Annotated in this window: 20 protein-coding genes, 1 tRNA gene and 1 riboswitch; of the genes, 10 read left to right on the forward strand and 11 right to left on the reverse strand. The window is 59.6% G+C overall.

The window, feature by feature from the left end; genetic code table 11:
* Nucleotides 1-203: 203 nt before the first annotated feature.
* From HK23_RS05085 to HK23_RS05100, 4 genes are all read right to left on the reverse strand, one after another.
* Entirely contained in the window at nt 204-1,184 is a 981-nt protein-coding gene (locus HK23_RS05085) for an NAD-dependent epimerase/dehydratase family protein (protein ID WP_063906863.1), read from the reverse strand.
* Nucleotides 1,185-1,248: 64 nt separating this feature from the next.
* Nucleotides 1,249-1,728, reverse strand: coding sequence for a DUF192 domain-containing protein (locus HK23_RS05090; protein WP_062142198.1), 480 nt, complete (start codon nt 1,726-1,728; stop codon nt 1,249-1,251).
* Nucleotides 1,729-1,762: 34 nt separating this feature from the next.
* A complete protein-coding gene (locus tag HK23_RS05095; RefSeq protein WP_086653148.1) occupies nt 1,763-2,437 on the reverse strand; it encodes an MBL fold metallo-hydrolase in 675 nt (224 codons plus the stop codon).
* Nucleotides 2,438-2,593: 156 nt separating this feature from the next.
* Complete coding sequence (locus tag HK23_RS05100; RefSeq protein WP_086653149.1) at nt 2,594-3,007, reverse strand: host attachment protein; 414 nt, start codon at nt 3,005-3,007, stop codon at nt 2,594-2,596.
* 162 nt (nt 3,008-3,169) lie between these two features.
* Between HK23_RS05100 and HK23_RS05105 the strand changes: the two genes are divergently transcribed.
* The 8 genes from HK23_RS05105 (at nt 3,170) to HK23_RS05140 (ending at nt 9,866) form a co-directional block, all read left to right on the forward strand.
* Nucleotides 3,170-4,264, forward strand: a complete 1,095-nt coding sequence (locus tag HK23_RS05105; RefSeq protein ID WP_086653234.1) for an XdhC family protein — start codon at nt 3,170-3,172, stop codon at nt 4,262-4,264.
* Nucleotides 4,258-4,899 (forward strand): nucleotidyltransferase family protein, encoded by a 642-nt coding sequence (locus HK23_RS05110; RefSeq protein WP_086653150.1) that lies wholly within the window; start codon nt 4,258-4,260, stop codon nt 4,897-4,899. The genes HK23_RS05105 and HK23_RS05110 overlap by 7 nt, the downstream gene beginning before the upstream one ends.
* A gap of 84 nt (nt 4,900-4,983) precedes the next feature.
* Nucleotides 4,984-5,334: a RidA family protein gene (locus tag HK23_RS05115; RefSeq protein ID WP_063906866.1), complete on the forward strand. Its 351-nt coding sequence runs from the start codon at nt 4,984-4,986 to the stop codon at nt 5,332-5,334.
* A 303-nt stretch (nt 5,335-5,637) separates the two neighbouring features.
* Entirely contained in the window at nt 5,638-6,405 is a 768-nt protein-coding gene (locus tag HK23_RS05120) for a CHAP domain-containing protein (protein ID WP_086653151.1), read from the forward strand.
* A gap of 136 nt (nt 6,406-6,541) precedes the next feature.
* Nucleotides 6,542-7,006 (forward strand): nuclear transport factor 2 family protein, encoded by a 465-nt coding sequence (locus tag HK23_RS05125; RefSeq protein ID WP_086653152.1) that lies wholly within the window; start codon nt 6,542-6,544, stop codon nt 7,004-7,006.
* Nucleotides 7,007-7,011: 5 nt separating this feature from the next.
* Nucleotides 7,012-7,581, forward strand: a complete 570-nt coding sequence (locus HK23_RS05130) for a TetR/AcrR family transcriptional regulator (protein ID WP_086653153.1) — start codon at nt 7,012-7,014, stop codon at nt 7,579-7,581.
* Nucleotides 7,582-7,623: 42 nt separating this feature from the next.
* Nucleotides 7,624-8,745, forward strand: a complete 1,122-nt coding sequence (locus HK23_RS05135; protein WP_256940082.1) for a metallophosphoesterase — start codon at nt 7,624-7,626, stop codon at nt 8,743-8,745.
* A 167-nt stretch (nt 8,746-8,912) separates the two neighbouring features.
* Nucleotides 8,913-9,866 (forward strand): alpha/beta hydrolase, encoded by a 954-nt coding sequence (locus tag HK23_RS05140; protein ID WP_086653154.1) that lies wholly within the window; start codon nt 8,913-8,915, stop codon nt 9,864-9,866.
* Between the two features lie 82 nt (nt 9,867-9,948).
* Here the strand turns inward: HK23_RS05140 and gcvP are convergent, their stop codons facing one another.
* The 6 genes from gcvP to HK23_RS05170 all read right to left on the reverse strand — a co-directional run bounded on the left by gcvP (nt 9,949) and on the right by HK23_RS05170 (nt 18,763).
* Nucleotides 9,949-12,867 carry an aminomethyl-transferring glycine dehydrogenase gene (gcvP, locus tag HK23_RS05145; protein WP_086653155.1) on the reverse strand — a complete coding sequence of 973 codons (2,919 nt, stop codon included), beginning with the start codon at nt 12,865-12,867 and terminating at the stop codon, nt 9,949-9,951.
* Between the two features lie 57 nt (nt 12,868-12,924).
* Nucleotides 12,925-13,290 (reverse strand): glycine cleavage system protein GcvH, encoded by a 366-nt coding sequence (gene gcvH / locus HK23_RS05150; protein WP_063906870.1) that lies wholly within the window; start codon nt 13,288-13,290, stop codon nt 12,925-12,927.
* 57 nt (nt 13,291-13,347) lie between these two features.
* Nucleotides 13,348-14,481, reverse strand: coding sequence for a glycine cleavage system aminomethyltransferase GcvT (gcvT, locus tag HK23_RS05155; protein WP_086653156.1), 1,134 nt, complete (start codon nt 14,479-14,481; stop codon nt 13,348-13,350).
* A gap of 170 nt (nt 14,482-14,651) precedes the next feature.
* A riboswitch (glycine riboswitch) is annotated at nt 14,652-14,741 on the reverse strand.
* Between the two features lie 61 nt (nt 14,742-14,802).
* Nucleotides 14,803-15,675: a polyamine aminopropyltransferase gene (gene speE, locus HK23_RS05160; protein WP_086653157.1), complete on the reverse strand. Its 873-nt coding sequence runs from the start codon at nt 15,673-15,675 to the stop codon at nt 14,803-14,805.
* Between the two features lie 96 nt (nt 15,676-15,771).
* Nucleotides 15,772-16,236, reverse strand: coding sequence for an adenosylmethionine decarboxylase (speD, locus tag HK23_RS05165; RefSeq protein WP_025825026.1), 465 nt, complete (start codon nt 16,234-16,236; stop codon nt 15,772-15,774).
* Nucleotides 16,237-16,393: 157 nt separating this feature from the next.
* Complete coding sequence (locus HK23_RS05170) at nt 16,394-18,763, reverse strand: hypothetical protein (RefSeq protein WP_218777691.1); 2,370 nt, start codon at nt 18,761-18,763, stop codon at nt 16,394-16,396.
* A gap of 199 nt (nt 18,764-18,962) precedes the next feature.
* On the opposite strand from HK23_RS05170, the gene HK23_RS14500 reads away from it, so the two are divergent.
* On the forward strand, nt 18,963-19,118 hold the full coding sequence (locus tag HK23_RS14500) for a hypothetical protein (RefSeq protein WP_156508315.1): 156 nt from the start codon (nt 18,963-18,965) through the stop codon (nt 19,116-19,118).
* 138 nt (nt 19,119-19,256) lie between these two features.
* On the forward strand, nt 19,257-20,180 hold the full coding sequence (locus HK23_RS05175; protein WP_086653159.1) for a LysR family transcriptional regulator: 924 nt from the start codon (nt 19,257-19,259) through the stop codon (nt 20,178-20,180).
* Nucleotides 20,181-20,260: 80 nt separating this feature from the next.
* Here HK23_RS05175 and HK23_RS05180 read toward each other — a convergent pair.
* A tRNA-Lys gene (locus HK23_RS05180) sits at nt 20,261-20,336 on the reverse strand.
* Nucleotides 20,337-20,492 lie beyond the last annotated feature (156 nt).

Here is a 20,492-nt window from a genome sequence, read left to right on the forward strand (position 1 = left end):
AACAATCTAGCAGAACCAGAGGCCGCTGCCAACCGTCATCTCGTCCGGTGAAGCGGTTTCTAAGGGATTGAGCCGACCCTGTCAACACGCTTTGAAACTTTATTCAAAATGGCGGGAAACCGGGGCTGAATCGGTTTTTACCCCACCGGAGAGACCCCTTACGGGGCCCCTTTTAATCATTAAAGAAAATCCATCTTTAGGATTTAAGCGTTTATGGTGAGTTTCTCGTAAGTGCGGAACCAGGAGACAAAGCGCTGCACGCCTTCTTCCAGCACGGTTGTAGGGTGCCAGCCGGTTAAAGACTGAATGGCGTCAATAGACGCCCACGTCTTCTCCACATCCGCCTGCGGACGCGGCAACAGGCGCAGGTTTGCTTTCCGGCCCAGTTCCGTTTCCAGCAGAGACACAAGGTAGCGCACAGATTCCGGCCTGTGGTTACCGATATTCAGCACCCGCGCCTCACCGGCGGCTGGCGGTTTTTCAAACACCGCCAGAACGCCTGCCACCACGTCAGCTATGTAAGTGAAGTCTCGCGCCAGCCCCTCACCCTCATAGAGCGTGACGTCTTCCCCCTGCGCAATGGCACGGGCAAAGCTGTAATAGGCCATATCCGGACGCCCCCACGGCCCATAGACCGTAAAGAAGCGCAAACCGGTTTGCGGCAGACCATAGAGGTGACTGTAGGTGGACGAGGCCAGCTCTCCGGCCCGTTTGGTCACAGCATAGAAAGAACCGGGCTCATCCACCCGGTCTGTCTCCCGGAACGGCATGCTGGTATTCCGCCCATAGACGGAGGAAGACGACGCATAGACCAGATGGTCCAGCCGCTTCAGTTTACGGGCAAATTCCAGCACGGCCACGTGGCCCAGCACATTACTGTCTGCAAACACATACGGGTCCCGCATGGAATAGCGCACGCCAGCCTGTGCCGCGAAGTGGAAGATACCCCGAATATCGGGCTCCTGCGCGGCCAGAGTGTCCAGCGCGTCAGGCTGTGTCAGATCAAGCTGATGAAATACGAAGCCCGGCGCCTGCCCAAGCCGCCCGAGACGGGCCTGCTTGAGAGCGGGGCTATAATACGAGTTGAGGTTATCGATTCCGATAACCCGCTCCCCTCTTTCCAGAAGCGCCTGGCTGACATGGTAGCCAACAAACCCGGCTGCTCCGGTTACTAAAAACGTCACGTTACTGCCCCGTTACACCCCCGCTGCCGGGGCTGTGCGCACCCCCCGGACAGAACGCTTTGCGTCAGGATTTTTTCTCCAGAGACGGTGCTTCCACCTTATCGCCCACAGTAATACCCAGCTTAGCGGTTACCCCGCCTGCTAGTTCCAGCGTTGCACCCACCGGACCGTGGCTACTGATATGAGCCAGACTGCGCGGCACGGCATTTTCTGCAATGGCCTGAATCCGGTGGTCCGTCCCGATAAAGACGATATCCAGCGGGACCAGCGTATTTTCCATCCACATATCGCTCGGCTGCGGGGTTGCCCACAGGAACAGCATGCCGTTATCCGCAGGCAGGGTGGTGCGGAACATTTCCCCCACCTGCTGCTGGCGCGGCGTTGTGGCCAGCTCTACCGAAAAGACGTGACGACCATTCGCCGAGGCGATTGTGAGGTTTTCTTTCGGCAGCGTTGCCTGAGCCTGGGTCGGCTCCCCCATATCTTCGGCCCGAACCGGGCTGGCTCCTAAGAGCACACCCGCTGTCAGGCAGGCGGCCAGCATGCCGCAAATACCCTGTTTCACTCACAAACTCCTGTTAGCCGGCACGGAGGAACGGATTGTTCGCGCGTTCCTCTCCTAACGAGGTCGAGCCACCGTGCCCGGGCATAATGACGATATCGTCCCCAAGGGGAAGTAATTTCTCCTTTAGGTTGCATATTAAGAGGGAACTATTTCCATAAGGGAAGTCCGTGCGACCAATTGTACCACGAAACAAGGTATCTCCCGCAAAAGCAAAACGGGCTTTTTCATCAACAAACACCACATGGCCGGGTGTGTGACCGGGAATATGGCGCACTAAAAAAGTGCGGCCCAGCAGTTCCAGACGGTCTCCGTCCTGCGTGTACTGGTCCACTGTTGCGTTTTCCAGACCGGGCAGGCCGAAATGGCGCGCCTGATCGACAATGGAGGACAACAGGAATTCATCCCGCTTGTCCGGGCCAATGACCGTGGGCGCTTTCCCCTGCTCTTTAGCCAGAGCGCGGCACAGAGGGGCGACACCACCGGCATGATCCAGATGACCGTGCGTGAGGAGAATCGCATCTACCGTCAGGTTCCGTTTGCGGATGACGTCCATCAGGAAGTCCGCATCCCCTCCGGGGTCTACCACCAGCGCGTGCCGGGTGTTTTCATCCCACAACAGGGAACAGTTCTGGCGGAACGGAGTCACAGGCAGAACCTGCAATTGCATGTCGGGATACACTAAATGCAAGACGTCAGGCTCCTTCTTGTCACTATGCGCCTCTATGGGGACCCACGCCGGTTTGCACGCGGCCTCTCCCCTTACTTTAAAATGGTTTTCCCATAAAAAAACTGCCGCATGCAGAGCATGGGCAGTTTTTTCAGACCTGAATCCTGACTTAAGAAATCAGGACGGCAGAACCCAGCCGGTTGCCGGGATATCGAAATGCTTGCGCAGATCGTGTGCCGGAATGTTGGTGAAGTCCTTGTCAAAGGTCTTGATCAGCTTGGCAGCAGCGGGCTTGCTCAGATGCTGGCGGATTTCATGCAGCACCGGGGCCGGAGCGGCCAGTACGAAGCCGTCAATCTTCTCGCTGCTGTTAACCAGCGCGTTCAGACGATCAGCCACAACGCGGGCAAAGCCGTCTTTGGCAGCATCTTTCGGCGTGGCACCCGTGGGCATCTTGCCCGGAGTGGCTTCATGCTTTTCGCTGTCGAAGTCCTGCACATCGTGCATTTTGCCTTCGCCATCATGCAGGAAACGGACTTTCCCGCCATCAGCCACAACGTAAATAACGCGTCCGTCTCTTGATTCGATCATGAAATCACTCCTCAGTCTCTTAATATCACTCATGTTATGACATGGGTGTTCCTTCTCTGCGTATCAAGGCCCCCGCCTGAGGGAAACCTTCCGCAAAAACAGGCCTGCCCCCACGTTCCTTCCGTGGGCACAGCCTGCAAGGGCTGGTATAGACTGGGTTTTATGACTGTCCCTCTTTCCGCACCTCAGCCGCTGACCCCACTGGACCACGCTCTTTTATGGGCACGGGAAGGCCATGCTGTGGCTCTTGCGACTGTGGTGGGCACATGGGGCAGTTCTCCCCGCCCGGCAGGCAGCCTGATGGCGATTAGTGACACAGGCCGGGTTGAAGGCTCCGTCAGTGGCGGCTGCGTGGAAACCGACGTGATTACGGCTGCGCAGGCCATTATGGCGGGGGCTGCGCCCGAAGTTCTGTCTTACGGCGTGAGCAGCGCCCGCGCGTGGGAAGTCGGGCTGGCCTGTGGCGGCAAGCTGGATGTGCTGGTGGAAGCCGTGCGCTCCCCCGCCTGCCCCTCCGGCACGCTCCCCGAGACTTTGCTGGCCGGCGCCTGCACTAAACAGAACGCCCGCACCGGCGCGCTGCTGGCCCGCACGCTGGATGGTGTAAAACATCTTTTAATCTCTGACGTGACAGCAGAAACAACGCCTGCCGGCTTTCCGGCTGAGCTGAGTCCCGCTGCTCTGGCCTGCCTCGACTCTGGCCGCTGCAGAAATGAACCGGACGCACAGGGGCAGGACTGGTTTTTGCAACCGCTCACCCCGCCCCCGCGCCTGCTGATTGTGGGGGCTGTGCATATTGCCCAGCACCTTGCGCTTCTGGCCCGGATGACAGGCTTTTCCCCCGTGGTGATTGACCCACGCACTGCGCTGGCCACGCCGGAACGCTTCCCCGGTTTTATTCTGGGGGAAACGCTGCTGACCGAATGGCCGGATGAGGCTCTGGAAGAGCTGGGCGTGGACACCATGACGGCTATTGTCACCCTGACGCATGACGCCAAGCTGGATGACCCCACGCTGGAAGTGGCTCTGCGCAGCCCCGCTTTTTATATAGGTGCCCTTGGCTCCCGCAAAACCCAGGCCAGCCGGGTTGAGCGTTTGCGGGAAATTGGGTTCTCCGAACTGGAAATCAGCCGAATCCACGGCCCGGTCGGGCTGGCAATTGGCGCGATTGGCGCTGAGGAAATTGCGCTGTCTATTCTGGCCCAGATTGTCGCGGTGCGACGTAAAGCGGCCCTTGCCGACACTCCGGGGTGGTAACACCTCCGCAAATCGGCCCTCTCGCCATTGTTCTGGCAGCGGGGCGCTCCTCCCGCACGGCACCAGCTCATAAGTTGCTGGCCCGGGATGCACAAGGCGTGCCGATGCTGGTGCGCACAACCGCCACCGTTCTGGCCAGTGCGGTCAGCACGGTCGTGGTGATTCTGCCGCCGGACCGACCTGACCTTTTCTCTCTTATACATGACGCCTTCCCCGACACACCCCGGCTGGAGGTCCGCATTGCGCAGGACGCGCGGGACGGACTTTCTGCCTCCCTGCGAGTCGGAGTGCAGGTCGCGCAGGCAGAGCATGCGTCAGCGCTGCTCGTGTGTCTGGGCGATATGCCGCTGGTTTCTGTCGCGCTGCTGAATGCGCTGCTGCGGGACCACGCCCACTTCAAAGCGCCGGCTACCGCGCCAGACCGGGGCGACGGCAAACCGGGCAACCCGGTTGTGTGGGACGCTGCGCAGTTTGCCGCCCTTGCCGCAGTTCAGGGAGATCAGGGAGGCCGGGCAATTCTGCGCGCTCTTGGCCCTGCCGTGCATCGGGTTCTGGCCCGCGCGGACGAACTGGTGGATTTTGACACCCCGGAACGACTGGCCGCCTATGCACGCTCTGCACAGGCCCCCGGTTGACCGCACGGGTCCACACCCTGAAAACTGACGGTCTGCCGGCACGGAGCCGGCCAGCGCACGCGCTGAGAACCTGAAGAGATCCTTATGAGCAAAATTCTGCGCACCAATCCCAACCCGATTCTGTCTGCCGCGGTTGAGTATCACGGCTTTATTTTCACGCAGGGCGTTGTGGCCCGTAATCTGGACGCCGATGCAGAAGGCCAGACCCGTGACATTCTGGAACAGCTGGACACCCTGCTGGAACAGCACGGCACGGATAACACCCGCCTGCTGCAGGCCCAGATCTGGCTGAAAGACATCAAGGACCGTGACGCCCTGAACAAGGTGTGGAGCGCATGGCTGCCGGAAAACGCTGCCCCGGCCCGCGCCTGCGTACAGGCTACGATGGCTGACCCGCGCATTCTGGTCGAAATCATGGTTGTGACAACCAAATAAGCCTGCCTTTTCCGGCTCCGTGGAGGACGGCTTAGCGTGGCATCTGTGCCACAGCACGGCCGAATCCACGGGGCTGGAACAGATCAGCAACTTTCCGCACCTCTGCCCCAAAATAAAGAAAATCAGGCAATGTCGTGGCATGTGATAGGATTTTATTCCTATTTTTCTGTTTTTAGGCCCATGGATTCAGCAAACCCAACCTCATGCGAATTTGCCCCGCAATGAGCGCTTGCCTGACTTGCGCAGATGTTTATACCTGAATTCCACATTGACTGAACCGTGATGCAGGGAAGGCACGCTGAAATGCGACAGAGACGGCCCGGAAAATTCAACCTCGCGATGGCCGTTGTTTCTCTTCTGTCGTTATCTGCCTTCATACAGCCTGCCTCTGCCAAGGCTCGTCATACTGTAAGCAACGGGCACCGGAATGGTTCCGTTCATAAAATCACTTTTTCCACTGCATCCTACCACGCAGCAGGCCGCTATGCCGGTGGCCGCTGGCACCCGGTTTCTGGCCGTCGGTATGGTGGTGGCCACGTCATTCAGTGTGTCGCGTACGCCAAATCCGCTTCCGCCGTCGTGCTGCATGGCAATGCGCGGGACTGGTGGCATAATGCCGCTGGCGTGTATGAACGTGGCAACGCACCGGAAGAAGGCAGCGTGCTGAACTTCCGCGGTATTCGTCGCATGCCGCTGGGCCATGTGGCTGTGGTGCGCCACGTGGTGAACAGCCGCACGATCATCATTGATCAGTCTCACTGGGCGCAGGCTGGCATCAGCCACAATACGCCGGTCATTGACGTCTCCCCGAACAATGACTGGTCTGCGGTGCGTGTGGCCCTCAACAACCGCTCCGGCACCTACGGCTCCATCTACCCGACATACGGCTTTATCTATGCTCGCTCTCCCGGTGAACGGCGGGGCAACAGCCGCAACGATGTCATGACCGCATGGGCCAAAAAGACGCAGACGCAGGGCAGCGAAACCCAGCTGGCTCAGGCTCCGGAAAATGCACACCCCATCACCAGCGGTGCGCAGGACAACTCCATTACGTTTGATGGCCAGCAGTAAGGTCTCTCCTTACCGCAGATTCTTTGAAACCGCCCCGGTTCTCCGGCGGCGGTTTTTTTGTGCCTGCATTTTACTTGCTTAAGTGGATTTTGTACTGATAGGTAAACTCTTAACCAAACGGTACAGAGTCGCACAGATGATCAAACCTCCCCTTCCCCCCTTCACCGAACAGACCGCCCCCCAGAAAGTCCGCGCTGCGGAAGATGCCTGGAACAGTCAGGACCCGGCGCATGTGGCGCAGGCCTATACGCCGGACTGTTTCTGGCGCAACCGGACCGACTTCATTCAGGGACGTGAGGAAATTATCGCCTTCCTCACCCGTAAATGGCAACAGGAGCAGGACTATCGGCTGGTCAAAGAACTCTGGGGCTTCCGGCTGAACCGCATGGCTGTGCGCTTTGCCTATGAATGGCACGACAAGGCAGGCCAGTGGTTCCGCTCCTATGGCAATGAGCTATGGGAGTTTGACGATAACGGCCTGATGCGCAGACGTGTCGCCTCCATCAATGACCTGCCGATCCTTCAGACAGACCGGAAACTGCTCTGGACCGGCTCACGCCGCCCGGATGATTTCCCATCTCTGACTGAACTGGGCCTTTAAGACCCATGGCGCGCACGGTGACAGAAAAAGCCGATATTCTTCCGCTTCTGGCGGAAGTCTTTCGGGAGCATGGTTATGAGGGGGCGAGCCTGAGCCTGATTTCTCAGGCTACCGGGCTGGGCAAAGGAAGCCTGTATCACTTCTTTCCCGGTGGTAAAGAGGAGATGATGACTGCTGTTCTGGCCAGTATTGACCACTGGTTTGAAACGGAGATTTTCCAACCCCTCCTCACCTCCGCCCACCCGGCTGCGGCGATTGAGGCCATGTTTGAAGCCGTGCGCACTTATTTTGCGTCTGGCCAGAGAGTCTGTCTGGTGGGACTGCTGGGACTGAGTGACAGTCGGGACCAGTTTGCCGAAGCAATCCGCGATTATTTTGCCCGCTGGGTTCAGGCCCTGACGACCGCTTTGCGGCATACGCACCAGACAGAACAGGCTGCGCGGGACCACGCCGAGCAGAGTGTGGCAGGCATTCAGGGTGCGATTGTACTGGCCCGCGCGCTGGGGAGACCTGATGTGTTTGATCGTGTTCTGGATGAGATGAAAGGCAGACAGCCGGGCAAAAGCGGGGGATAATCCCCTGCTCTGTTGCCTCGCTCGTTAAGGACACCAATCGTCTTGCTGCTGACTGCCTCTTTGCCGTGCCTGATTGTTATCCTGACCTGGCTCTGGCCGCTCTCTCTGCCTCTGGCGTTCAAAATCCCTCTGGGCCTGCTCATGCTGGGGGCATCCCAATATCTCTACTGGTGCAAACTCTCTTCCGGCTCCGTGTTTGTACCGCAATTCCCGCGCCCGGTGATTATCCTGTTCAACTGGGCTTTTGGGGCCATCCTGTTTTTAGCGCTCCTGCAAATCGCGCTGTATCTGGGCGCGCTGGCTGACGCACTGGTGCATTGGCAGTTTGTCTCCATTCCCGATTCCGTGCGCCTTGCTGCGGCAGGTGTGGCGGGGCTGCTGGCGGCCATTGGGGTTGCTGGAGCGATTCGGGTTCCCACGGTGCGGGACGTCACGGTCACCATACCCGGCCTGCCAGCTGCTTTTGAGGGCTATCGCCTGCTCCAGCTGAGTGATTTGCACATCAGCCGCTTGTTCCCGACGCGCTGGACACAGGCCGTTGTGGACCGCGCCAATGCTGCCGGGGCTGACCTGATCGTCGTGACTGGCGACTTCATTGATGGTTCCGTCGCCATGCGCCGGGCTGATATTGCGCCGCTGAAAAATCTGCACGCGCCGGATGGCGTGTTCGCGATCCCTGGCAACCACGAATATTTCTTCGATTATCGCGAGTGGATGCAGCATCTCTCAGACCTTGGCATGACCATGCTGCTCAACGCTCATACCGTTCTGACCCGCAACGGCGCGCATCTGGTTCTTGCTGGCGTGACAGACCTTTCCGCCCCGGCCCACGGCCAGACAGGCCCGGATCTGGAAGCAGCCCTTGCTGGCCGCCCGCCCAACTCACCCATTGTTCTCATGGACCATCAACCGCGCACCGCACAGACTGCTGCGGATCGGGGAGTAGCTCTGCAACTGTCCGGCCATACGCACGGCGGGATGTTGCCGGGCCTCGCCCGCCTTGTCGCGCGTGGCAATAATGGCTTTGTTTCTGGTCGCTATAGTGTGGGCAATATGACGCTCTATGTCAGCAACGGCACAGGCTTATGGCCGGGCTTTGCGCTACGCCTCTTCTGCCCGCCAGAAATCACCCGCTTCTGCCTGCGAGCAGGACCGGCGCAATAGCAATGATCATCAAGACGGGACAACAGACCATCAAACCCCAGACACAGATTTGTGACACTTCTTCCGGCCTCTCACCGCTTACAATGAAAGAGACTGCGGTGTTTATTAGACGCATCCATTCAGAAATTCATTGAAATATCCTTTAAGAGACACAAAGAGAGGCCTGCATGACAACCCTTCATCTGGTTGACGCCGCACAACGCGACAGAGTGGGGTCCTTCCCGGCTTTCGATCCAGACCATGACGACCTGAGCGATTTTCGCCGCACGCTGGTTGAAGGCACGATCAGCCTTGTGCACTCTGACGCAGTCTCTTACGAGGAGCGCCAGATAGCAGGACCGAAAGACGCTCCTGATGTGCGTGTTCTTCTCTTCCGTCCTTCGGAAAATGACCTGCCGATGCCAGCCATTCTCTATATCCATGGTGGCGGGATGATTGCGGGCACGCCAGAGATGCAGGCCGGAACACTCAGCCAACTGGCGCAGGAAACGGGAGCGCTGATAGTTTCTGTGGACTACCGGCTTGCCCCGGAAGCCCCTTTCCCCGGCGGCTTGGAAGACGTCTATGCAGCCCTTGTCTGGTTGCATCATCAGGCCAGCGCGCTGGGCGTGGACGCTTCCCGGATCATGGTCATGGGAGATAGTGGCGGGGGATGCCTTGCTGCGGCGACGGCTCTGCTGGCGCGGGACCGTGGAGAGATCCCACTCTGTGGGCAGTTTTTGATTTACCCCATGCTGGACCTGCGCACTGGCGGACCAGACGCCCCCTCGGATGACCCGACAACCGGAGAGTTTGTCTGGACGCGTGCGCAAAACCGGCACGCATGGGCTGCCGTCCGTGGAAACCTTGCTGAAGATGACCCCATGTTTGGCTATTTATCACCCGCCTTCATGCAGGATCTATCCGGCCTGCCGCCAACAATCATCACCACAGGCTCGCTTGATCTTTTTCGGGATGAAGATGTCACGTTTGCCCACCGCCTCTGGCAGGCGGCGGTGCCGACAGACCTGATTGTCTACGCCCGTGCGGTGCATGGCTTTGACATGCTTGCCTCTCCATTGGCGGACAGAGCAAAGCGGGACGCAACAGAAGGCGTGCGACGGCTTCTGGCCAAATCCTGAAAAACCACGCTGACACTTACGCATAAAAAAGGCGGCACCTGTATGGCGCCGCCTTTTTTAGAACTGCTGTACGGAACAGGGGTTATTCCATCCACTCCGCAATATCAGGGCAGGAGCAGATCAGGTTCTTGTCCCCGTGGACGTTATCAATACGGCCAACCGGCGGCCAGTATTTGGTGGCGGCTTTAACACCCGGCGGGAAGCAGGCATCCTGACGGGCATAGGCATGCGCCCAAGGTTCCGCCGTGACTACGCTGGCCGTGTGCGGAGCATGACGCAGAGCGGACTCTTCCGCCGTGATCTTGCCTGCTTCAATCGCCCGGACTTCTTCACGGATCGCCAGCATGGCATCACAGAAGCGGTCCAGTTCGGCTTTACTTTCGGATTCCGTCGGCTCGATCATGAACGTGCCGGCCACCGGGAAGCTAACCGTCGGCGCATGGAAGCCGTAATCCACCAGACGCTTGGCCATGTCATCCACCGTGACGCCAGCAACCTCTTTCAGAGGACGCAGGTCCAGAATGCACTCATGCGCAACCCGCCCTTTGGCCCCGCGATACAGCACCGGATAGGCCTCAACCAGACGGCTGACGATGTAGTTCGCATTGAGGATGGCAAACTGCGTGGCGCGCTGAAGACCCTCATCCCCCATCAGGCGGATATAGGCCCAGGAGATCGGCAGGATAGACGCAGAGCCAAACGGGGCCGCACTCACAGCCAGTTCGGTATTTGCATCCGCCGGGTTGCCGGGCAGAAAGGGCGTCAAGTGCGCACGCACACCAATCGGACCCATGCCAGGGCCACCGCCGCCATGCGGAATGCAGAAGGTTTTGTGCAGGTTGAAGTGGCTGACATCCCCGCCGTAATCCGCCGGGCGGGCCAGACCGACCTGTGCGTTCATGTTCGCGCCATCCACGTAAACCTGACCACCGGCTTCATGCACCAGATCACAGATTTCGCGCATGCTTTCTTCAAACACGCCGTGGGTGGAGGGATAGGTGATCATCACCGCAGCCAGATCCGCTGCGTGGGCTTTCACCTTGGCCTGCATATCTTCAAGGTCGATATTGCCGCCTGCATCACACTTCACCACAACCACCTTCATGCCCGCCATCTGGGCAGACGCCGGGTTGGTGCCGTGGGCAGATGCCGGGATCAGGCAGACCGTGCGGTGGGCGTTGCCCTGAGCACGGTGATAAGCGCTGATGGCCAGCAGGCCGGCATATTCACCCTGCGCGCCGGAGTTCGGCTGGAAAGACACGGCATCATAGCCACTAATGGCACACAGCCATTTTTCCAGATCAGCAAACAGGGTTTGATATCCCTCCGTCTGGTCTTTCGGCGCAAACGGGTGAATATCACAAAAGCCCGGCCATGTGATGGGGAGCATCTCCACCGTGGCGTTCAGCTTCATGGTGCAGGAGCCGAGCGGGATCATGGTGCGGTCCAGCGCCAGATCCTTATCAGACAGGCGGCGCAGATAGCGCAGCATATCCGTCTCGGAACTACATGCACTGAAAATCGGCTGCGTCAGGAAGGCGCTTTTACGAACCAGCGCTTCCGGAATGACGCTGCCAGCCGGAACCAATGCCGCCATCATCTGGTCAACCCGGCCCTGTTCCGCACAGAAGGCGGACCAGACAGAAGCGACCGTCTGCGCGGAGCTGGTTTCATCCAGACTGATGCCAATGCGGCCATTACCTGCATCGCGCAGGTTCATGCCAGCGGAGCGGGCGCGGGCCAGAATGTCCTGCACACCAGCACCGGCCTGCACCGTGATCGTATCAAAGAAGGCTTCGGTTTCCACCGTCACACCCAGCGCACGCAGGCCGGCAGCCAGCGTGGCGGTCAGGCCGTTGATGCGGCGGGCAATGGCGCGCAGACCTTCCGGCCCATGATAGACCGCATACATCCCGGCAATAACAGCCAGCAGAACCTGTGCGGTGCAGATGTTGGAGGTCGCTTTTTCACGCCGGATATGCTGCTCACGCGTCTGAAGTGCGAGACGATAGGCAGGACGGCCTGCGCTATCGACCGACACACCCACCAGACGGCCCGGCATACTGCGCTTCCACGCATCGCGCACTGCCATATAGGCGGCGTGCGGGCCACCAAAGCCCATGGGAATGCCAAAACGCTGCGTGGAACCAATCGCGATATCCGCTCCCAGTTCACCCGGAGACGTCAGCAGAGTCAGCGCCAGCGGGTCAGCCGCCATGACGGCAATGCCGGAGGCAGCATGCAGTGCTTCAATAACGCTGCGCGGGTCAGCCACCGTGCCGGACGTGCCGGGATACTGGAACAGCGCGCCGAACACCTCCGTCGGCACCAGATCCGTCAGCGGGTTCCCGTAAACCAGCGTAATGCCCATGGGCAGAGCACGAGTTTTCAGAACAGCGATGGTCTGCGGGTGGCAGTCGGCATCCACAAAAAAGGCTTTGGCTTTGGATTTAGCCACACGCCGCGCCAGTGCCATGGCTTCCGCCGCTGCTGTGGCTTCATCCAGCAGCGAGGCGTTGGCAATATCCAAACCCGTCATTTCCGTAATCATGGTCTGGAAGTTCAGCAGTGCTTCCAGACGGCCCTGACTGATTTCCGGCTGATACGGCGTGTAAGCCGTGTACCAGGCCGGGTTTTCCAGAATGTTCCGCTGGATCACGGCGGGCAGGATGGTGCCGTAATAGCCCTGCCCGATGAGAGACGTCATGACCTGATTCTGCCCGGCCAGTTCCCGCAGGCGGTCCAGGACAGCGCTTTCGCTCCAGCCTGCGCCAATGCCCATGGGCTTGGTGGCGCGGATGGCGGACGGAATGGTTTCCTCCGTCAGAGCCTCCAGAGAGGCTGCCCCCACAGTTTTGAGCATGATGGCCAGATCAGCCTCTGTCGGGCCGATATGGCGACCAACGAAGGACCCTGCCTCCGGCTGAAGGCCCGCGAAGGCCGGCAGAGTGTCAACAGAAGGGCCAGTCGCGCGGCCCGGACCGGAAGCAATGGAAAACATGCGGGGGTATCCTGAAAAAGCTAAGCAGTAGTAATGACGTTTCCCGAGACCGTCTTATCAGGCGATAAAGGCGGCGTAGGCGTCTGCATCCATCAGGGAAGCCAGCTGATCCGGGTTGGACAGACGGAATTTGACAATCCAGCCTTCACCTTCCGGGTCGGAGCTGACGCGGGCCGGGTCATCAGACAGCTGCGGGTTGTTGTCCAGCACTTCCCCATCCACCGGCGCATAGATGTCAGAAGCCGCCTTCACGGATTCCACCACCGCGATGGACTCGCCAGCCTGCACCACGGTGCCGGCATCACGGGTTTCAACAAACACCAGCTCACCCAGTTCTTCGGCTGCATGTTTGGTGATGCCAACAGTGGCGGACTCACCCTCTACGCGGAGCCATTCATGGTCTTTGGTGAAATACAGGGTCATTGGGTCAGCACTCCATAAAACGGATAATTTAAAAAACCTGAGGAAAAAACGTTGCCCTTACCGTTTGAAACGGGCGGGAACAAACGGCAGGACATGGACCGTAGCCGGCACGGCGCGGCCACGCAGTTCCGCCACAATCGGCGTCTGCGGCGTAGCGTAATCCGTGGCGACATAGCCCATGGCGACAGGGGCTTCGACCGTCGGGCCAAAGGCGCCGGACGTCACCTTGCCAAGCGGCGTTGCAAATTCAACGTCGGCATACAGAGGGGCACCACCCCGCACAGGGGCGCGGCCTTCGGGCAGCAGGCCAACGCGGCGGCGGGACACGCCCTCTTCCAGCTGCGCCAGAATCACATCCGCACCGGGGAAGCCCCCTTCCCGCGCGCCACCACGGCGGCGGCTTTTCTGGATGGACCATTCGAGGGCTGCCTCAACCGGGGTCGTGGTCTCATCAATATCGGAGCCATACAGGCACATCCCGGCTTCCAGACGCAGGCTGTCGCGCGCACCAAGGCCGATCAGTTTGACGGCAGGCTGTTCCAGCAGCTTGCGGGCCACACGGGAGGCATCCATGGCGGGGAGCGAAATTTCAAACCCGTCCTCGCCCGTATAGCCGGAGCGGGAGATGATGCAGAGCGCGCCATCCACATCCACGTCCCGCACATCCATGAATTTCATGTCGCGCACGGCAGGAGCGAGTGCAGCCAGTGCATCTTCCGCTGCCGGCCCCTGCAGGGCGAGGAGCGCGCGGTCTTCCAGAACTTCCACCAGACAATCGGCCAGCTCATCCTGAAGATGCGCGATATCGGCATCCTTGCAGGCGGCGTTGATGACCAGCAGGAGGGATTCCCCCATGCGGGCGACCATCAGGTCATCCAGAATGCCGCCTTTTTCATTAGTGAACTGCGTATAACGCTGCCGGCCATTTTTGAGGGCGACAATGTCGGCCGGAACAAGGCGTTCCAGCGCGTGGGCTGCGGCCTCTCCATCCCCGGACCGGGCACGCAGACGAACCTGCCCCATGTGGGAGACATCAAACAGGCCAGCATGTTCCCGCACATGCCGATGCTCCGCCATAATGCCATCGGCATAATTCAGCGGCATGGCATAGCCTGCAAACGGCACCATCTTGCCGCCAGCTTCTTCATGCAGAGTAAAGAGGGGAGTGTGAAGGAGAGTATCAGCGCTCATGGCCGCAGCCTTCCGTAAGAGGACGAGGCCGGTTTTCATACGCTGTAAAGAGACTAACGACGCAAGACAACATAAGGGCCCCGGACCAGGATAATCCGTCTGCCCCTTCTGTTTTTTTGCCTGAGATCGCTATCCCGTCGGCGGACGCACAGGCGTCTCTCTCCAGAAGTTAACCGCGCAGGGTCCTTTTGCCTGAGAGTTTCCGGGGCGGTTGCTCCTTCGGCGCCGGTGCTGGACCGGTCTCTCCCTCTGCGCGGTTAGAACCGTGACATCATTGCGTTAGCAAGTCAATCAAGGTTCCCGTGAGTCTCTGGTAATGTTTTACGCCTTATCCGCAGGTAGGTGCTTAGCGATATAGGGCGGCAGATTGAACGCACCGACGTGGATTTCCGGCGTCCAGTACTGGGTTTTTCCCAAAATGCCGGCGTCCTGCGCACGGGCGCGCACAGCTGCCACATCCTGCCCGGCAGGGCTTTTGCCCTTGGAGGCGATGCCCAGCGTCATGAATCCGCCAACGTAGGTCGGCACAGCCGCCACATAAGCAGATACATGCGGGAAGAACTTGGCGCGGCGCAGGCTGGTTTCATGCAGTTCATCCGCCTGCATGAAGGGCACGCCACACTGATTGACGATCAGCCCTTCGGCCGTCAGCACGCGGGCGCAATGTTCATAGAACGAGTCTGTAAACAGGACTTCGCCCACGCCAATCGGGTCAGTGCTATCAACAATAATGGCATCGAAAGACGCATCAGCCGCACGGGCCACGTAGTCGATTCCATCACCCACAATCACCTCAGCACGCGGGTCATTCCACGCATCACCGGCAATATTGGGCAGATATTTTTTGGAAAGTTCGATGACAGCGCCATCAATTTCCACCATCACGGCTTTTTCCACGCCCGGATGTTCCAGCACCCGGCGCAGCACGCCACCATCGCCCGCGCCGATAATCAGCACGTTGCGCGGAGCGGCATGTGTGAACAGTGGCACGTGGGTGAGCATTTCCTGATAAACGAACTCATCGCCTTCAGTAATCTGCACTACACCATCCAGCAGCAGCACGCGCCCGTGCGACTCGCTTTCAAACACCACAATGTCCTGAAACGGGCTGGTGGTGCGGGCAAGTTCCTGTTTGACACGGAAGCGCTGGCCCCAGTTGTCATACAGGGTTTCTTCAATCCATTGATCGGCCATAATTTTTTTAAAGTCCTGATTCAGCGGTCAGGGGCCAGAACGCATGCTCTGGCCCCTGCCGGAAAAACACATCACACAGACAGGGCTGTGCCGTGTTTACAGGGCGACGCGTCCGCGACGCTGTTCATCCACTTCCAGACGCTTTGCCTGAAACAGGCGCTGCATCACGGGAATCGCCAGATTGGGGTCACATGCCCCGCACATGAAGATATCCACGGCGGCGAAGTCACGCTCCGGCCATGTGTGGATGGAAATATGGCTTTCGGCCAGCACAACCACCCCAGACACGCCACCATTAGGCGTGAAATGGTGAAAGTGGCTGTGCAGAATGGTCGCACCTGCAGCAAGCGCTGCTTCACACAAAGTGCGGTCGATCTTTTCAGGATCGTCCAGATTTGTGGCATCCCACAAATCAACCAGCAGGTGTGTACCTGCAAACTTCTCGCCATCTTTTACGACGAAGTAATCCTTACGATCATCGTCAGACGAGACCGGAACAGAAATTGCCTGGTTATTGCTCGGGTGTTCCGAGACCATCCCCAGTTGAGCAAGTGCGTTCATCGACGTACCCCCAAACCAGTAGATAGCCTGTTGGGCGGGATCGCCCCCTTGGGCCAAGAGCGCGAGTAACTAAGGACTCGTGCCCCCCATGACAAGCTTTATCTCGTTCACATCCGATTTTTTTCTAAAAACCGTCACAAAACGGCTCAAGCCCTTCTCAATGCGCAGGGCTATGGCCTTTGATGCTCCGTATCTGCATGGCAAGCAAAGCATCCCGCTCCCGGCCCAGCGTCCGGCCAGCCAGCCAGTCCTTCAGACGCAGCAACGTTTCCGAATCCCCCGCCGCCGCAGCATCGGTCGCCAGACGCAGGGCCAGAGCACGCTGCGGGTCCGTCAGAACACCCTCTTCCGGCAGGCCTCGCGTGGCCAGACGGCCAATGACCAGCACCGCTTCCGGCCAGCGCTTTTCGGACTCATACAGTTTTCCGCGCAGATCCAGCCCGGCATCGGTTTCATCCCGCGCAAGCAGGGTCAGGGCTTTGGCGGTGTCTCCGCCCTCAGCGGCCAGACGGGCAGCGTCATAAGCGCGTTGGGTGGCCAGATCATCCGGCAGGAGGGGCGCAGTTGCGCGGTCCAGCGCTCTTTGTGCCAGCTCAGAACGATGCGCCTGCAAGGCGGCCTGCGCCAGCAGATCTTCCGCCTCGGCACGCGCAACCGGGTCAGCCAGCATGGCAGCAGCCTGCGCAAAAGCCGTGACAGCGGTCTCGGGCTGCCCGGCGTCCAGCAACAGACGACCATAGCCAACCAGCACTTTCGCCTTGCCGGCTCCATCTTCCACAAACCGCAGATGCGACGCCACCAGCGCAAACCGGGCCGCCGCACTTAACGGCGCAGAGTGTGCAGCCTGTGCGGTGAGGCTTTTTGGCGCTGCTTCCGGGAAAATCAGGGCCTTCAGCGCTACCTGATACGCCGCAGCCAGCACATCCTGCGGGACGTCCGGTCCGGCCTGCACGCTATCCAGCGCAGCCAGTGCGTCCTGTGGCTGGCCAGCCAGTATCAACGCATGCGCCTGCCCCAGCCTGATGGTCGCTTTCGGCCCGGTGGGGAGTGCTGCGGGCTGTCCATCATTATCCAGCAATTTGCCATAGGCTTCCGCCGCCATGGAGGGGGCAATCATGTCCTTATCCAGCATCAACGCCACCAGCGCCGCACGGGCATAGGCCGTAGTCTGGCTGGACGAAGAGGCCGTCAGATTTTCCAGCGCCACACGGGCCGTTTCCGTCTGCCCTGCGCGTGCCTCTAACAACGCCCGGGCGAGATCATAGCCCGGATCATCTGGCAGGGTTCCCAGCAGGTTCACGGCAGCTGCATTGCCAAACCGTACCACATAAGTCGCGACCTGCGGCAGAATCAGTGCACGCACCGCTGCCGGGTAAGCCTGTAACTGCGCAAAGCCAGATGCCAGCAAAACCGAGGCGGTCTGACTGTTCTGGCCCGTTTGCATCAGATACAGGCCGCGCCAGACGCGGGTCGCCGGAGCATCGCCACACGTCGCATCATTCAGAGCCTGCGCCTGCAAGGTGCGCCCCGCCAGCAGAGCGGCGGCGGCCTGCAGAAATGTCTGGGCTGTTTTTGTCTTGTCATCCACCGCTGGTTCGTTTTGCGGGGAGGCTGCCTCCAGACTTTTCAAAGCCTGCCAGGGCTGACCTGCGGCAAACGCGGCCTGTGCCGCCGCCAGACGGGTGGAGGACTTACCACCTCCAGTATGAGAGAAGCCAAGCCAGCCCCAGTCCTGTCCGTGGGCCCCTGTTTGTGCGGGATCAGGCGCTTGCCCCACCGGCAGAGGATGCAGGGCAACCGCATCCAGCACTGCCCCCTCCGGCGTGCTGCGCAACGTGATCTGTCGGGAATCGGCCGCGATCACCACGCCTTCCAGAGAAGGCCGCACGCCATACCCGACGCTTTGCCGCCCCTGCGCCACCCCTCCACTCGCCACCCGAGAGGTCGCAATCAGCAAGCGGCCACCGGATGCGGGGTCAGGCAAGGCTATAATCCGCCCCGGCTGCCTCTGCGGGAAAAGCACCGCTCCCACTTTGAACAGCTGCGCCACGCGAGAGGACGGGCTGGACGAGGCGCCAGACCGGCCCGGCGTGACACCCTGCAAGACCCAGCCATCGGACAAGTGCGACAGCGAAAGCTGCGGGTGCTCTGGTAAATGCAGCCGGATCAGGGTGGCGGTATCCAGCACTGTGACATCCAGACTGGAGAACAGCCCCCCGCCGCCAGAGGCGTGCGCCAGAGCCGGGACCGGCCGATCTGCCACCACTATAAAATCCGAGCCGGACCAGAACGCTGCCACGCCTGTTTTTGCGTCAAACGGTAAAAACAGATTGTTATGAGAGGCATCGCCCCCTTGCTGGTTCAGTCCATCCCGCGCAACCGGCTGAACGGGGACGGCATGCAGACCATCCACTCCGCCTACCGCAGCAAACACAGCACGGGGCGCAAGAAGACCTGCGGAGGGTGCAAGAGCCTGCGTCAGTACAAGGCAGGCGGCAATCCTGCGCATCCGTCTGTTTCGCAACACGGGCTTTCTGCCACTCCCTGCATAATGCGCCACCACGGCATGGCGCGCCTCTTTTTCGCATCATTCCGTAGGGCTGACAAAGAGAAAGGTGATTGCCCGGCAAAACAAAACCGTTTTGCTTTCCCCTGTTTTTTCCTCACAAAATAATGCCGCACAGTTGCCTTTATTCTCTTTGAATACTCCCTGCATGGAGGGTCTGATGAAACATCTTCTTTTTACGCTGTGTCTTATTGCTCCACTGATGCTCACAAGCTGTGCAGGGGGCCATTATCATCACCACCACGACCATGGGCCACGCCCGGACTGGAACAACAACAGCCATAACCACCCACCACCGCGCCCCATGCTGCGCTAACGGTTAAACACGAACCTGCACCCGGGCGGCGCTCTGCTGCGCTCCCGGGGCTTGCGCCAAACCATCAGGCGGGGAAAACTCCCCTGACCGGCCCGACGTGGGGTGACGGACAGGATGACCTTTAACCTGTGAGTTTTTATGCTGGACCGCATTACGAGCATGCAGGTTTTTGTAAAAGTTGTTGCAACCGGCAGCTTTACCGGAGCCGGGCGCGCCCTCTCCCTCTCCCAGACCATGGTAACCAAGCATATCAATGCGCTGGAAACCCGACTGGGCAGCACGCTTTTTCACAGAAGCACGCGCAAGCTCTCCCTGACGGAAGCCGGACGTTTGTTTCTGGATGGCTGCCAGAAAATTCTGCCTGAACTGGAAGAAATTGAACAAACGGTTACCGAGCAGCGGCGCGAACCGCGTGGCCGCCTGCGGCTGAATGCGCCGGTTTCCTTCGCTATCCGCTATGTAGCACCCCTCCTGCCGGAATTTAGCCGTCTCTATCCGCAGGTCACGGTCGAGCTGGGCGTGAATGACCGCACGGTTGACCTGATTGAGGAAGGCTGGGACCTGACCCTGCGGATCCGCTCGCTCACCCCCAGCAGTCTGCGCGTCCGCAAGCTGGCCGATATCCGTATGGTCGTCTGTGCAGCCCCGGCTTATCTGGAACGCGCCGGAACCCCGACCACACTGGCAGAGCTGAGCCAGCACGCCTGTCTGGGCTATACGCTGGGCGAGACCACGGCCAGCGCCTCACGCTGGACTTTTGGACAACACGGGGAAGAAACCGTCACCATTTCCGGGCCGCTCTGCGCCAATAACGGGGATGTGCTGCGTGAGGCCGCCATTGCCGGGCAAGGACTTGTCTACCAGCCCACCTTTATTGTAGCCGACGCCCTGAAGGCTGGCAGCCTGAAAGCCCTGACACTGGACGTGCCCCCAACGCCCGGGCCGCCGCTGCATGCTGTTTATGCACCCGGCCTGACCACACCGCTGAAAGTGCGGGCCATGATTGATTTCCTCGCTACCCAGTATGGCCCGGTGCCGCCGTGGGACAAGGAAATAGCCTGAGCCAGCAAGCGCATGGCCAAGAACAGGTATTTTACAACGCTGCCTGATAATATTTGGAATTTTCTGAAAAGAAAAAGCAATGGTGAGCCGGGAGGGACTCGAACCCTCGACCATTCGATTAAAAGTCGAATGCTCTACCAACTGAGCTACCGGCTCACACCATTGGTTCACAAACCATCGCGGCAGCCTGCGCTGCGGGACGTGTTTGCTGGAGGCTGTCTAAACGGATCATTCCTATTGTGTCAAGCGATGAGACCCTATTCTGGCAAGAAAATAGGATTTTTCCTCTCATTTGCGCCTGTGATGCCGTGA

Origin of the sequence: Acetobacter malorum (assembly GCF_002153605.1) — a bacterium.
Classification (GTDB): domain Bacteria; phylum Pseudomonadota; class Alphaproteobacteria; order Acetobacterales; family Acetobacteraceae; genus Acetobacter; species Acetobacter malorum_A.

What these genes read in the sequence shown, in the direction of transcription:
- speE (WP_086653157.1), bottom strand. Translation starts at nt 15,675, where the DNA reads ATGGCCGATCAATGGATTGAAGAAACCCTGTATGACAACTGGGGCCAG.
- HK23_RS05100 (WP_086653149.1), bottom strand. Translation starts at nt 3,007, where the DNA reads ATGATCGAATCAAGAGACGGACGCGTTATTTACGTTGTGGCTGATGGC.
- HK23_RS05140 (WP_086653154.1), top strand. Translation starts at nt 8,913, where the DNA reads ATGACAACCCTTCATCTGGTTGACGCCGCACAACGCGACAGAGTGGGG.
- HK23_RS05130 (WP_086653153.1), top strand. Translation starts at nt 7,012, where the DNA reads ATGGCGCGCACGGTGACAGAAAAAGCCGATATTCTTCCGCTTCTGGCG.
- HK23_RS05125 (WP_086653152.1), top strand. Translation starts at nt 6,542, where the DNA reads ATGATCAAACCTCCCCTTCCCCCCTTCACCGAACAGACCGCCCCCCAG.
- HK23_RS05120 (WP_086653151.1), top strand. Translation starts at nt 5,638, where the DNA reads ATGCGACAGAGACGGCCCGGAAAATTCAACCTCGCGATGGCCGTTGTT.
- HK23_RS05105 (WP_086653234.1), top strand. Translation starts at nt 3,170, where the DNA reads ATGACTGTCCCTCTTTCCGCACCTCAGCCGCTGACCCCACTGGACCAC.
- HK23_RS05175 (WP_086653159.1), top strand. Translation starts at nt 19,257, where the DNA reads ATGCTGGACCGCATTACGAGCATGCAGGTTTTTGTAAAAGTTGTTGCA.
- gcvP (WP_086653155.1), bottom strand. Translation starts at nt 12,867, where the DNA reads ATGTTTTCCATTGCTTCCGGTCCGGGCCGCGCGACTGGCCCTTCTGTT.
- HK23_RS05090 (WP_062142198.1), bottom strand. Translation starts at nt 1,728, where the DNA reads ATGCTGGCCGCCTGCCTGACAGCGGGTGTGCTCTTAGGAGCCAGCCCG.
- HK23_RS14500 (WP_156508315.1), top strand. Translation starts at nt 18,963, where the DNA reads ATGAAACATCTTCTTTTTACGCTGTGTCTTATTGCTCCACTGATGCTC.
- HK23_RS05115 (WP_063906866.1), top strand. Translation starts at nt 4,984, where the DNA reads ATGAGCAAAATTCTGCGCACCAATCCCAACCCGATTCTGTCTGCCGCG.
- gcvH (WP_063906870.1), bottom strand. Translation starts at nt 13,290, where the DNA reads ATGACCCTGTATTTCACCAAAGACCATGAATGGCTCCGCGTAGAGGGT.
- gcvT (WP_086653156.1), bottom strand. Translation starts at nt 14,481, where the DNA reads ATGAGCGCTGATACTCTCCTTCACACTCCCCTCTTTACTCTGCATGAA.
- speD (WP_025825026.1), bottom strand. Translation starts at nt 16,236, where the DNA reads ATGAACGCACTTGCTCAACTGGGGATGGTCTCGGAACACCCGAGCAAT.